This is a genomic window from Rhodococcus sp. NPDC057014 (genome assembly GCF_042673295.1).
Taxonomy (GTDB): domain Bacteria; phylum Actinomycetota; class Actinomycetes; order Mycobacteriales; family Mycobacteriaceae; genus Rhodococcus_F.
On sequence record NZ_JBHUSF010000064.1, the window covers coordinates 1 to 12,067 of the forward strand.

A 12,067-nucleotide genomic window follows, 5' to 3' on the forward strand; every position below is an offset into this window, starting at 1 on the left:
GGGCCTCCGGCCCCGTGTGTGGCTGACGAGGCCATAGACTCGTAAACCACTCACGGGCGCGAAGCGCCACCGCCCGGGGTCGGTGTGGCGCCGATTCGGGTCAGCCGTTACTGTGGCCGTCATGCAGCGCGCATATTTCTGGTTTAGCAGGCCGGCCCCGGGTGGGCCGGTCGGCGTAACCACGCGCTGACCTCCTCCACCCCAGAGCCGGATTACAGACCGGCTCGCGGGAATCTCCACAGTCTTCGAGGGCCGGCCTGAGAACAGGAACCCGAACCCATGACTGTCACTCTCGACACCACGACCAGCAGTGATCGCCTGGACGCCCAGCGCACCGTGAGCATCAGCCCGCTGGTGGCGCCGTCTGTCGTGCGCCGCGAACACGCCCCCGACGACGTCGCGTCCGCGACCGTCCGCTCGGGCCGCGCCGACACGGTGAACGTGCTGAACGGCGATGACGACCGCCTGCTCGTCGTGGTCGGCCCGTGCTCCGTGCACGACCCCGTCGCCGCCATGGACTACGCCCGCCGGCTCGCCGCCAAGGCCGAGGAACTGCGCGACGACCTGCACATCGTGATGCGGGTCTACTTCGAGAAGCCGCGCACCACGCTGGGCTGGAAGGGTCTGCTCAACGACCCGCACCTGGACGGCACGTTCGACATCGACACCGGGATCCGTATGGGCCGCAAACTGCTGCTCGACGTGTCCTCGCTCGGCCTGCCGGTCGGCTGCGAGTTCCTCGACCCGATCATGCCGCAGTACATCGCGGACCTCGTCACCTACGGCGCGATCGGTGCCCGCACCGCTGCCAGCCAGGTGCACCGGCAGCTGTGCAGCGCACTGTCGATGCCTGTCGGAATCAAGAACTCGACGGAAGGAGACGTGCAGGTGGCCGTGGACGGCACCCGCGCCGCCGCGGCGAGTCACGTGTTCCCCGGTACCGACCTCGACGGGCAGGCCGCGCTGATCCGCACGGTCGGCAACCCCGACTGTCACGTCATTCTCCGCGGCGGCAGCGACGGACCGAACTACGACGCCGAGACGGTCGCGGACACCCTCGCCCGGCTGCGCAAGGGCGGTCTGCCGGAGCGGGTCGTCATCGACGCCAGCCACGGCAACAGCAGCAAGAACCACGAGAAGCAGGTCGATGTGCTGGACGACATCGCGGCCCGTCTCGAGGCGGGCGAGAAGGGGATCGTCGGTGTGATGGTGGAGAGCTTCATCGAGGCCGGACGCCAGGACCTCACCCTCGGAAAGTCGGAGGAGCTCACGTACGGCCAGTCCATCACCGACGCCTGCATCGACTGGAACACGACGGCGGCACAGTTGGACCGCCTCGCCCAGGCGGTGGCCGCACGCCGGAAGTGATCACCGCACGCCCCGCGTCCGGAACTGGACGCTGATCCGCGGTCCGAGCGGGCGGGCACTCTTCGGTATGCAATGCTCCCAGGTGCGCTGGCAGGAACCACCCATCACCAGCAGGTCACCGTGGCCGAGCGAGTACCGGATCGAGTGCCCGCCGCCGCGCGGACGCAGCAGCAGCGGACGCGCGGCGCCGAGCGACAAGATGGCGACCATCGTGTCCTCCGTGCGGCTGCGACCGGTGTCGTCGCCGTGCCAGGCGACGCTGTCGGACCCGTCGCGGTAGAAGCACAGTCCGGACGTGGCGAATTTCTCGCCGAGTTCGCGCAGGTAATGCCGGCTCAGGGCGTCCCGCGCGGTGACCAGCAGAGGGTCGGGGAGCGGCTCGTCCTCGCGGTAAAACCGGACGAGCCGCGGTACGTCGACCACCCGGTCGTACATCTGGCGCCGCTCCGCCTTCCACGGCACCGTCTCCGCGAGCGTCGTGAACAGCTCGTCGGAACCGGTCATCCACCCCGGTCGCACGTCGACCCACGCCCCGGCCGTCAGCGTGCGGCGCCGCACCGTCGGCCCGAGCTCGCCCAGTTCCACACCGCCCGACGCGTCGTCGAACAGCGAAGCCTGGAGCGCATACCGCGCATCCGCGGAAGTCATGCGGCCATACTACCTCAAGATTCGAACGTATGTTCCCATTATCTCGAGAGGGCGGTCGCCGCTCGGACGCACCCCTTCTCGATTCGTGCTCGCCATTTTGGGCGCAAGAAGTAGTGCGGTGACGGAGAAGTGGTGCGTCTGCCCGATACGAGGGGCGGCTACCGCGGCACGGCAGGCTCGCGGTCGTCGCCGGTGTCCACGACCGCCTTCTGCCTGCTCGGCCACCAGAAGGCGCGACCTTCGAGTGCCGACAGGCTCGGCACGAGCATCGGGGCCATGGCGAAGGCGGCGATGGCGACACCGATCGCGACGCCGAAGCCGAGTTCGGCGAGGTTGGCCAGTCCCGTGAGGGTCAGGGAGGCGAACGTCAGCGCCAGGATCAGACCGGCCGCGGCGACGGTCGGGGCGTCGTTGGCGACGGCGATCCGTGCCGCATCGCGAGGCGCGTACCCGTTGCGGAATTCCTCGCGCAGACGAGACGCGAGCAGGATGTTGTAGTCGGTGCCGATCGCGACGACGAACAGGTAGAGCACGATCGGAATGGAGAAGTCGATCCCGTCGTAGCCGAGGCCGTGCAGGAACACGAGCACCACGGCGCCGAGGGTGGCGACGAACGTGAGGGCCACGCACACCAGCAGGTTGAGCGGGGCGAGGACGGCGAGCAGGAGCACGGCGAGGATCAGTGCGATCGCGACGGCGGCGACGGGGAACACCCTGCGGGTATCCGCCGCGAGTTGGGCGCGGACGTCGACGAACGTGGACGTCTGCCCTCCCACAACGACTTCCGATCCGGGGACGGCACCGTGGGCCGCGTCGCGGATCGGGCCCTCGACGAGATCGAGGGATGCGTTCGAATAGGGGTCGTCGGCGAGCACGACGTTGACGAGCGCGGCGCGACCGTCCTGGCTCGGTCGCGGCGGCGCGACGGAGGACACGCCCTGAACTTGTGTGAGGGCAGTGACGAGCGGGGTCAGCGATGCGGGATCGAGTGGTCCGGGTGCCACGACGTATACCTGGGTGGGGCTCAGTGCACCCGCGGGGAAGGATCGGTCGAGGGTGTCGAATGCCTGCTGCGACGGCGTGTCGGACGGCAGTTCGCCCAGTGTGTTGTACGTCGACTTGTAGCCGGACGCGAAGGACGCGAGTGCGATCAGCACGACGCCGATCACGACGGCGAACACGGCCGGACGACGCCCGATCGCGGTGCCGATCGACGCGAACGGTGTGTGCGGGCTGTCGTGCCCCGGGCCGAGCGGCCAGAACAGGTGGCGGCCCAGGACTGTGAACACGGCGGGAATGAGCGTCAAGGCGGTCACCAGCATGACGGCCACGGCGACGATCAGGCCGGGCGCGAGCGTGGTGAGCGACCCGAGTTTCGCCAGCAGCAGTGCGGCGAACGCGACGATGACGGTGAGCGCGGACGACGCGACGACCCGCCCGACCACGTCGGTGGAGAAGACGAGCGCTTCGCGATGCGTGTCGGTGGTGGACCCCGCGGCGGCCTGCTGCCGCAGCCGTTCGCGATAGCGGAACAGCAGGAAGACGATGTAGTCGGTGCCGACGCCGAACAGGACGACCACGAGTATCGATTGCAGCGACGTGCTGACCTGGAAGTCGAACAGATCGGCGAGGACGGCGGTCAGGCCGGTGACCACGGCGAGCACCACGCCGATCACGGCGACCGGCAGGACGGCGATGACGGGACTGCGGAAGATCAGACCGAGCAGGGTGAGGATCACGATGACGGTGGCGATCGTGATGACCTTGTCCGCGTTGTCGTATGCGGCGGTCGTGTCGACCTGAATGGCGGCGTTTCCCGTCAGCCCGCTCACCAGTCCGGTGCCGTTCAGTTGCTGCTCCGCATCGCCGCGGATGACCGGCACGGCGGCATTGACCTGGTCGTCGCCGGGTTGTCCGTCGAACACCACCTGCAGCGCGGCGGCTGTCCCGTCGGCGGACAGCGACGCAGGCGACCCCTGCACGCTGACGACTCCCGGGATCGCCGAATTCTGCAGCGACGTCGCGAGATTCAGTGCCGTCTGCTGGTCGGCGGGTGACAGCGGGGCGGCGTCGGCGCGGACGACCACCAGGCTGCCGGTTGCGCCCGACAGGCTGGGGAAATACTGGTTGCCGACGGCCTGCGCCTCGGAGGACTCGAATGAACTGGGCAGGAACGTCTGTTGATTGCCGGTGGTGTAGTCGTCGAGGCTGGGTGCGAACAGAATGACGGCAACGGCCGCGACCACCCAGGCCGCGATGACCTGCCACGGGTGTGCGACGACGGTGCGCGCGATGTAGGCAAACATCATTCCCCGTTCCGGGAGATGAAGGTTCGGCCTGCGCCCGGGGCCGGGCGGTCGAACCGTTGCCAAGCCATCGTCGCATGCACGGCGTCGCGAAGGCTACGGGTTTCGCCGTATCGACAGACCGCGGCCCCGTTCCGACATCAGGGAGCGGGGCCGCGGTACGTCATGGTGCTCGTTACCGCAAGGGGGTGAAATCCCGGCTACCGAGGTATTCGGGGCGCGGCGCGGGAGCCGAGAACGGATCCGTCAGGGTGTTCTCCACACTGTTGAACACGATGAAGAGGTTGGACCGCGCGAACGGCGTGATGTTGCCGTTCGAGCCGTGCATGCAGTTGGAATCGAACACGGTGGCGGAGCCTGCCGATCCGGTCATCGTGTCGATGCCGTATTCGTTGGCCATCCGGGTGAGCGTCGGCTGATCGGGCGACCCGGTGGGTGGAACGTAGCTGACCAGCGATTCCTTGTAGTAGTCCTCGGGCGTCTCGCCCGCGCACGAGACGAACGCGCGGTGCGACCCCGGCATGATCATCAACCCGCCGTTGTGCCCGTAGTTCTCGGTGAGCGCAATCGAGATGCTCGCGGCGCGCGGGGTGGGCATGCCGTCCTCGGCGTGCCAGGTCTCGAAGTCGGAGTGCCAGTAGAACGGGCCGCCGGTGAAACCGGGCTTGAAGTTGAGCCGCGACTGGTGGACGTAGACGTCCGAACCGAGGATCTGGCGGGCGATGCCCACCACCTCGGGGCGCCGGATGATCTCGTCGACGACGTCGCTGAGACGGTGCACGTCGAACACGGAACGGACGGCGCCGTCACCGTTCTCCCGCACGATGCGGTTGTCGCCGCGGAGAGTGTCGGTGTCGGCGAGGCGGGTCATCTCGTCGACCAGATCGAACACGTCGCGAGGCGGGATGATCGCGTCGGCGGAGTGATAACCGCGGGCGTCGTAGTCGGCAATCTGACTTGCGGTGAGCGGACCGGACCGGGCATCACCCCGTTTCGGATCGGACCAGGTGACCGGATCCCGACGGACGGTCATCGTGCACTCGTTGCGGTCCCGCGTGGGGTAGTTGTCGGCTACGGCCGTACGCATAACTCGTGTTTCACCCTTTCGGATTGGACAACGCTTTACTCTTCCGACGTTCTCACTGGTCGTCGACGAATGCAACCCGGACACAGGTCCACCGAGGCTGGACTGGACCGCGACGGCGCGTCGCCGCGATGGGATCGTGGCGAACATGATCGACTCGGCGGCGGTACTCGGTGTGGCGGCGATCGCTCTCGGCATGGTTCTCACACCGGGCCCCAACATGGTGTATCTGGTCTCGCGCAGCGTCACTCAGGGCAGGGCGGCGGGCCTCGTCTCGCTGGTCGGTGTCGCCCTCGGCTTCCTGTGTTATCTGACCGCTGCGACACTGGGCATTTCGGCGGTCTTCTCCGCCGTCCCGCAGGCGTACACCGCGCTGAAGCTGGCCGGAGCGTGCTATCTGGGCTGGCTGGCCTGGCAGGCGTTGCGGCCCGGTGGCCACACCCCGTTCGCTCCGTCACGCGTCCTGCCCCGGGATTCGTCCACCCGGCTCCTCGTCATGGGTCTGACGACGAACCTGCTCAACCCGAAGATCGCGGTGATGTACCTGGCGCTGATCCCGCAGTTCGTGCACCCCGGCGCCGGGCCGGTCTGGTTGCAGAGCCTGCTGCTGGGCGGTGTGCAGATCGTGGTCGCGCTCACCGTGAATGCGCTGATCGTCTGCGTTGCAGCAACTGTCGCGACATTCCTGTCGGGACGCCCGGTGTGGTTGCGGGCGCAGAAGTTCGTGATGGGAAGCGTCCTCGGCGGTCTCGCCGTCCACCTCGCGCTGGACCGGAGCCGGCCTGCGGTCGTCTGAGCCGGTCCTGCGACACGAAAATGATTGCTGTGGAGGATGTTCCGGTCCCCGAGCCCGGTCCCGGTGAAGTGCTCGTAGCGAGATCGTCCCGCTCGAGGACGTCGCGAAGGGCATCGAGAAGCTCGCGAACCACGAGGGAGATCCCGTGCGGATTCTGGTCGAACCCTGACGCGGACCGCGTCTCACGGGGATCTGTCGGTGCTCCGCTGTACCGTCGGGCCATGGGATACGAATTTCAAGTCACAGTGGACTCGGAGAACCCGCATACCCTGGCCAAATGGTGGGCTCAGACGCTCGGCTGGGAGGTGGAGCCGAGCGATGAGGAGTTCATCCGCGGGCTCGTGCAGGCCGGCCACGCGCAGGAGTCCGACACCATCGAATTCGAGGGTGTCCTGGTCTGGAGGGAGGGCCAGGCCATCCGCGACCCGGAACACCCCGAGCGCCCCCGCGTGCTGTTCCAGCTGGTTCCCGAACGGAAGACGGTGAAGAACCGGCTCCACCTGGACATCAGAGTCGGGGACGCCCGCTACGAGGTCGCCGAGAAGCTCGAGCAGGCCGGTGCCACCGTGCTCCACCGGGGCCGTCAGGGGCCGAGCGAGTGGGTCACGATGACCGACCCGGAGGGCAACGAGTTCTGCGTCAGCTGACGCGCCGGCCACTCAGCGGTAGGAACTCGGGGTGCTGCCGGTCCAGCGCTTGAAGGCGCGACGGAACGCGCTGGGCTCGGAGAAGCCGAGCCGCGCCGACAGGTCCTCCACGGACTCGCCGCGCCTGAGCCCGGCGACGGCGGCGTCGCGGAGCACTTCCTCCCGCAGCTGGTTCAGCGACGTCCCGTCCTGCCGGAGCAAGCGGCGCAGGTGGGGGACGCTGATCGACAGCATCTCCGCGATGTCCTCGGCCGTCGAGGTGCGGCCCTTCATGCCGTGCTCGAGAACCCGGCGTACCTGTGCCGACGCCGTGCTGTCGTAATCACGCTCCGACATCAGCAGCGTCGGTGACTCGCGGAGATACTCCGCGAGCGTCTCCTCGGTCTGGATGATGGGTGCCCGCATCACGGAGTTGTCGAATTCGATTGCGGGAATGTCGGAATCGAATGTCACGGGGACACCGAAGATGTGATCGTAATTCTCGGCGAGCTGCGGCAGCGGCGCCGGATACGGCAGTTCCACCGCCAGCAACCGGACCCTCTTGCCCACGAGCCACGCTGCGAACCGGTGAAGAAGGATCAGCAGGAAGTCGGTGACGACGCGCACCGCCTCGACCGACGCCTGCCCGTCCCCGGTCGTCGGCGCCGCCGAGGCCGGGCGGATGTCGATGGTCATCCGGGTTCCGCCATGGACGCCGGGACCGATGTGCAACGGCGGCAGGGACGGCAGTGCGCGGAGAATGTCGGCCATCCGCTCGAGGGCGGCGGACAGGTCCGCGGTGTGGATCAGCGCGAGGCACACGAGCCGGAACGTGCCGCGGGGAACCGGTGCCGGGCCGAGGCCGAACAATTCGTCGCCGGTGATCTGCCAGACGGCCTGCGTGAACGCAGTGACCTGGGCCGGCGTCAACCGGGCCAGCGGATCCCCCAGCGACGCCGTCGTGATTCCCGCCGCCGACAGCGCGGGGGAGAGGTCGGCCCCGCTGCGCGCCGACAGGTCGAGCGCCCGCCGCACGAAGTCGGCGGGGATGGTGCGGGCAGTCACGATCCGGGCTCCCCGAGGGTCCGTAGCCGCCGCGCGGCCTCCTCGAGCACGTGATCCTGTTTGCAGAAAGCGAACCGCACCAGCGGGTTCCACGGCTCCGGATGGTCGGTGAACACACTGACCGGCACCGCGGCCACACCGATGCGCTCCGGCAGTGTGCGGCAGAAGTCGATGCCGTCGCGTTCGCCGATCGCGGTGATGTCGGCGCACAGGTAGTACGTGCCGCCGCCCGAATGGACCTCGAGACCGGACGCGACGAGCGCGTCGTACAGCACGTCCCGCTTGGCCTGGAGACTGTCCCGCAGTTCCTTCACCCACTGCTGCTCGTGGCTCAGCGCGTGCGCCACCGCGGGCTGGAACGGTCCGCCGCCGACGAACGACATGTACTGCTTCGCGGTGCGGACCGCGTCGATCAGTTCCGCTGGACCGCACGCCCAGCCGATCTTCCACCCGGTGACGTTGAACGTCTTCGCGGCGCTCGACACCGAGACGGTCCGTTCGTACATTCCCGGGAGGGTGGCCAGGGCGGTGTGCGTCCGGCCGTCGAACACCAGGTGCTCGTACACCTCGTCGCTCAGCACCAGCAGATCGTGCTCGCAGGCCAGTTCCGCGACGGCGGCGACCTCGTCCGGGGTGAACACGGTGCCCGTCGGATTGTGCGGGGTGTTGATCACCAGCATCCGGGTCTTCGGTGTGATCGCGGCCCGCAGCGCGTCGAGGTCGACGACGAAGTCCTGTCCCGAGCGGGCGAGCGGCACGCTGCGCCGCACCGCACCCGCCAACGCGACCGAGGCCGCATAGGAGTCGTAGTACGGCTCGATCAGCACCACCTCCTCACCCGGTTCGACCAGACCCAGGATGGCGGCGCTGATGGCCTCGGTGGCGCCGACGGTGACCAGCACCTCCGAGTCGGGGTCGTGGTCGAGCCCGTACCGGGCCAGACGGTCGGCCGCGACCGCCTGCCGGAGCACGGTCATGCCGGGGCCGGGTGGGTACTGGTTGAGCCCGTCCGCGATCGCTTGCCGCGCGGTGTCGAGCATGGACGCGGGACCGTCGGTGTCGGGGAAACCCTGACCGAGGTTGATCGCGTCGTGACGCACGGCGAGCGCGGTCATCTCGGCAAAGATGGTGGACGCGAACGGCTGCAAGCGCTGGACGGTGCGGTTGCGCGGCGTTGCGGGCATTACTGCAGCGTAGTCGGTGTGCCGGCGCCGGTTGCACAGGGCCGCGTCACGTTCTGCGAGGCTGCCTCGTCTTCTCTGTAGACGGCGCGCGAACGACGCCCGGTGACGATGGAGGACGCAATGCCCCGCATTCCCGCAGTGGCCCCCGCGGACGCGAGCCCGCTGGTGAAGGTCGCCTACAAATATGCTGCCCACAAGTTCGACGAGGTGCCCGAGCCGTTTGCCGTGCTCGCCCATCACCGCAAACTGTTCGTCGCCTCCGCCCGGCACGAGTTGGCGGTGCAGAAGGCGTCGACTGTCCTCCCGGCGAACGTGCGGGAGATCGCCGTCTTCCGCGTGGCGTGGACGATCGGCTGCTCGTGGTGCGTGGATTTCGGCACGATGCTGCAACGCCTCGACGGTCTGGACGTGGAGCGGCTGAAGCACATCGCCGATTACGCCGACTCGCCCGCGTACAGCGAGGACGAGCGCGCGGCCATCGCCTACGCCGACGCGATGACGGCGACGCCCACCACCGTCACCGACGAGCAGGTGGCGGATCTCGAGCGGCGGTTCGGCCGGGCCGGGGTCGTCGAACTGTCCTATCAGATCGGTATCGAGAACATGCGCGCCCGGATGTACTCGGCGCTGGGCATCACCGAACAGGGGTTCGGCACCGATTCGTGCCGGGTGCCGTGGGCCGACGACACCCGCGTCACGACGGACGGTCCGGGAGCATGATCCCGGCGAACTTCTCCGGGTTGGCGATGTCGTACGCCGCGTAGACGAGACCGTCGCGGACGGTGAACCCACCCACTCGCGCAGGCGAGCTGCGGTGGGCATCGTCTCCGGTGAATCCGGCGGTGAAGTAACCGAGCTGGCCGTTGACCAGAACCAGCTCCATGGCGGTGAACACCTCCGGCCCGTACCGCTGGACGAGGCCGAGGAAAAAGCGGGCGAATTTGTCGGCGCCGCGGATGACGTTGACGGCGGTGCTCGTGGTGCCGTTGGCGTCGCCGATGACGAGGGCGTCCGGGTGCAGGGCCGCGACCACCGCGTCGAGGTCGCCGCCGGCGAGTGCCTCGAGCAGCCGCTGCACGGCGAGAGCATGTTCCTCGTCGGGAACGGCGGGTGTCGTTGCGGCAGCCGCCTTGCGGGCCCTCGACGCGAGCTGGCGCGCCGCGGGCGTCTCGATGCCGAGAATCCCCGCCACCTCGTCGAACGGCACCCCGAAGCCGTCGTGCAGCACGAACGCGACCCGTTGCGCCGGGGTGAGGGTGTCGAGCACGATCAGCGCCGCGAGGCGGTTGTCCTCGTCCCGGACGACCGCCTCCAAGGGGTCCGGCTCGGCGGACGGTGACAGCCCGGTGACGACCGGCTCCGGAAGCCATTGGCCGACATACTGTTCCCGCCGCACCGCGGCCGAACGCAACCGGTCGAGGCAGATCCGCCCGACCACCGTGGTCAGCCAGGCCCCGAGGTCGCGGATGGTCGCGGCGTTCGCGTCGTCGAGTCGCAGCCACGACTCCTGCACGGCGTCCTCGGCGTCGCTGACGCTTCCGGTCAGCCGGTACGCTACCGAGAGCAGATGCCGCCGGTGGGACTCGAATTCGTCGACCAGCGTCGCAGTGGGCATGCCGATATCCTACGTGCGGTCCAGACATAAAATCCGTCGTGTGCGTAACCGTTGACCCTGATGGTGGGTCCGGACGTATGGTGTGGCGACCACACCACGTCCAGGGAGTCTGCCATGTTCCAGTGTTTCGGCTGTCGTAGCTGACCTGGCTTTTCCGCACCCCTTTTCTTCTGCACGTCCTGCCAACCCCCCTCCGGCGACCGCCGGGCCGGCCGGAGTGCGCTCGCACGGCCCGCTGCTTCGTCGTTCGCGGGCATCACACACTAGGAAGACCTTCGATGATTCGTCCCCGTTTCGCGCGGACTCTGGCGGCCGCTGCCGCCCTCCTCTCCCTCACCAGTCTCGCTGTTGCCTGCTCCAAGTCCGAAACCACCACGACCGCCGACGGCAAGACCGTGCTGCGCTACGAGGGCACCACGGGCCAGGTCTCGTTCCCGGAACTCGCGGCCGACCTGGGCTACTACCAGAAGGTCGAACTGAACTGGATCGGCGACACCACCAGTGGGCCGCAGAGCATTCAGAACGCCGCCACGGGCCAGACCGACTTCGGTGGGGCGTTCAACGGAGCGGTCCTGAAGCTCGCCGCGGCCGATTCTCCCATCACGTCCGTCATCGGCTACTACGGCTCCGACAAGGAGACGTTCAACGGGTACTACGTGCTCGACGGAAGCCCGATCACGTCGGCACGTGACCTGATCGGCAAGAAGGTCGGCATGAACACGCTCGGCGCGCATCACGAGTTCCTGGTGCGGGAGTGGCTGGCTCGGGAGGGCCTGACTCCGGACGAGATCAAGCAGGTCGAGCTGACCGTCGTGCCGCCGGTGAACACCGAGCAGGCGCTGCGCCAGGGGCAGATCGACGTCGGCACGCTCGGAAGCGTGTTCCGCGACAAGGCAGTCGAACGCGGCGGCATCCGACCGCTGTTCACCGACGAATCCATCTTCGGTTCCTTCACCTACGGTTCGCTGATCTTCCGCGACGACTTCATCGCGAAGAACAAGGACGCCGTCGCCGACTTCGTGCAGGGCACGGCCCGCGCCATCCGCTGGACGCAGGTGACGCCCCGCGACGAGGTCATCGCGAAGTACAAGGAGATCATCACCGGGCGCGGCCGCAACGAGAACACCGACCTCGTCGGCTACTGGAAGTCGCCGGGTGTCGCAGGCCCCGGTGGCGTGCTCACCGACCAGGAGATCCAGACCTGGATCGACTGGCTCGTGCGCAACGGGGAACTCGAGGACGGCAAGCTCACGACCGCCGACGTCTACACCAACGAATACAACCCGTACGCCAACGGCACGTACCCCGCCGACAGCGGCCCCGACGGACAAGCGCTGGCCGCCAAATGAATTCCACCCCAGTTCCTTCCGAGAAG

General features: G+C 68.1%; 11 protein-coding genes. 5 read left to right on the forward strand and 6 right to left on the reverse strand.

From position 1 onward, the window contains the following. The first annotated feature begins 279 nt into the window (after window positions 1-279). Entirely contained in the window at window positions 280-1,368 is a 1,089-nt protein-coding gene (locus ACFTZB_RS15420; RefSeq protein ID WP_378432686.1) for a 3-deoxy-7-phosphoheptulonate synthase, read from the forward strand. Here the strand turns inward: ACFTZB_RS15420 and ACFTZB_RS15425 are convergent, their stop codons facing one another. From ACFTZB_RS15425 to thpD, 3 genes are all read right to left on the reverse strand, one after another. Further along, entirely contained in the window at window positions 1,369-2,016 is a 648-nt protein-coding gene (locus tag ACFTZB_RS15425; protein ID WP_378432687.1) for an alpha-ketoglutarate-dependent dioxygenase AlkB, read from the reverse strand. A 158-nt stretch (window positions 2,017-2,174) separates the two neighbouring features. Beyond that, entirely contained in the window at window positions 2,175-4,325 is a 2,151-nt protein-coding gene (locus tag ACFTZB_RS15430; protein ID WP_378432688.1) for an MMPL family transporter, read from the reverse strand. Between the two features lie 172 nt (window positions 4,326-4,497). Further along, window positions 4,498-5,409: an ectoine hydroxylase gene (gene thpD / locus ACFTZB_RS15435; protein WP_378432689.1), complete on the reverse strand. Its 912-nt coding sequence runs from the start codon at window positions 5,407-5,409 to the stop codon at window positions 4,498-4,500. A gap of 145 nt (window positions 5,410-5,554) precedes the next feature. On the opposite strand from thpD, the gene ACFTZB_RS15440 reads away from it, so the two are divergent. Together ACFTZB_RS15440 and ACFTZB_RS15445 are read left to right on the forward strand one after the other, a co-directional pair. Then, window positions 5,555-6,202 carry a LysE family translocator gene (locus tag ACFTZB_RS15440; RefSeq protein ID WP_378432690.1) on the forward strand — a complete coding sequence of 216 codons (648 nt, stop codon included), beginning with the start codon at window positions 5,555-5,557 and terminating at the stop codon, window positions 6,200-6,202. 221 nt (window positions 6,203-6,423) lie between these two features. Beyond that, window positions 6,424-6,849: a VOC family protein gene (locus ACFTZB_RS15445; protein ID WP_124392660.1), complete on the forward strand. Its 426-nt coding sequence runs from the start codon at window positions 6,424-6,426 to the stop codon at window positions 6,847-6,849. 12 nt (window positions 6,850-6,861) lie between these two features. Here the strand turns inward: ACFTZB_RS15445 and ACFTZB_RS15450 are convergent, their stop codons facing one another. Both ACFTZB_RS15450 and ACFTZB_RS15455 read right to left on the reverse strand, forming a co-directional pair. Beyond that, entirely contained in the window at window positions 6,862-7,893 is a 1,032-nt protein-coding gene (locus ACFTZB_RS15450; RefSeq protein ID WP_378432691.1) for an AraC family transcriptional regulator, read from the reverse strand. Then, entirely contained in the window at window positions 7,890-9,077 is a 1,188-nt protein-coding gene (locus ACFTZB_RS15455; RefSeq protein ID WP_378432692.1) for a pyridoxal phosphate-dependent aminotransferase, read from the reverse strand. The genes ACFTZB_RS15450 and ACFTZB_RS15455 overlap by 4 nt, the downstream gene beginning before the upstream one ends. 120 nt (window positions 9,078-9,197) lie before the next feature. On the opposite strand from ACFTZB_RS15455, the gene ACFTZB_RS15460 reads away from it, so the two are divergent. Further along, the gene (locus ACFTZB_RS15460) at window positions 9,198-9,797 is read left to right on the forward strand and encodes a carboxymuconolactone decarboxylase family protein (RefSeq protein WP_378432693.1); all 600 of its coding nucleotides are present in this window, start codon (window positions 9,198-9,200) and stop codon (window positions 9,795-9,797) included. On the opposite strand, the gene ACFTZB_RS15465 is transcribed toward ACFTZB_RS15460, so the two are convergent. Beyond that, window positions 9,772-10,692: a sigma-70 family RNA polymerase sigma factor gene (locus tag ACFTZB_RS15465; RefSeq protein ID WP_378432694.1), complete on the reverse strand. Its 921-nt coding sequence runs from the start codon at window positions 10,690-10,692 to the stop codon at window positions 9,772-9,774. The genes ACFTZB_RS15460 and ACFTZB_RS15465 overlap by 26 nt on opposite strands. Window positions 10,693-10,970: 278 nt before the next feature. On the opposite strand from ACFTZB_RS15465, the gene ACFTZB_RS15470 reads away from it, so the two are divergent. After that, window positions 10,971-12,041: an ABC transporter substrate-binding protein gene (locus ACFTZB_RS15470; RefSeq protein ID WP_378432696.1), complete on the forward strand. Its 1,071-nt coding sequence runs from the start codon at window positions 10,971-10,973 to the stop codon at window positions 12,039-12,041. The last annotated feature ends 26 nt before the right edge of the window (window positions 12,042-12,067 follow it).

Bases quoted from the DNA above. Each gene is read 5' to 3' on its own strand.
- ACFTZB_RS15425 (WP_378432687.1), bottom strand. From the start codon at position 2,016: ATGACTTCCGCGGATGCGCGGTATGCGCTCCAGGCTTCGCTGTTCGAC.
- ACFTZB_RS15470 (WP_378432696.1), top strand. From the start codon at position 10,971: ATGATTCGTCCCCGTTTCGCGCGGACTCTGGCGGCCGCTGCCGCCCTC.
- ACFTZB_RS15460 (WP_378432693.1), top strand. From the start codon at position 9,198: ATGCCCCGCATTCCCGCAGTGGCCCCCGCGGACGCGAGCCCGCTGGTG.
- ACFTZB_RS15420 (WP_378432686.1), top strand. From the start codon at position 280: ATGACTGTCACTCTCGACACCACGACCAGCAGTGATCGCCTGGACGCC.
- ACFTZB_RS15455 (WP_378432692.1), bottom strand. From the start codon at position 9,077: ATGCCCGCAACGCCGCGCAACCGCACCGTCCAGCGCTTGCAGCCGTTC.
- ACFTZB_RS15440 (WP_378432690.1), top strand. From the start codon at position 5,555: ATGATCGACTCGGCGGCGGTACTCGGTGTGGCGGCGATCGCTCTCGGC.
- ACFTZB_RS15465 (WP_378432694.1), bottom strand. From the start codon at position 10,692: ATGCCCACTGCGACGCTGGTCGACGAATTCGAGTCCCACCGGCGGCAT.
- ACFTZB_RS15430 (WP_378432688.1), bottom strand. From the start codon at position 4,325: ATGATGTTTGCCTACATCGCGCGCACCGTCGTCGCACACCCGTGGCAG.
- thpD (WP_378432689.1), bottom strand. From the start codon at position 5,409: ATGCGTACGGCCGTAGCCGACAACTACCCCACGCGGGACCGCAACGAG.
- ACFTZB_RS15445 (WP_124392660.1), top strand. From the start codon at position 6,424: ATGGGATACGAATTTCAAGTCACAGTGGACTCGGAGAACCCGCATACC.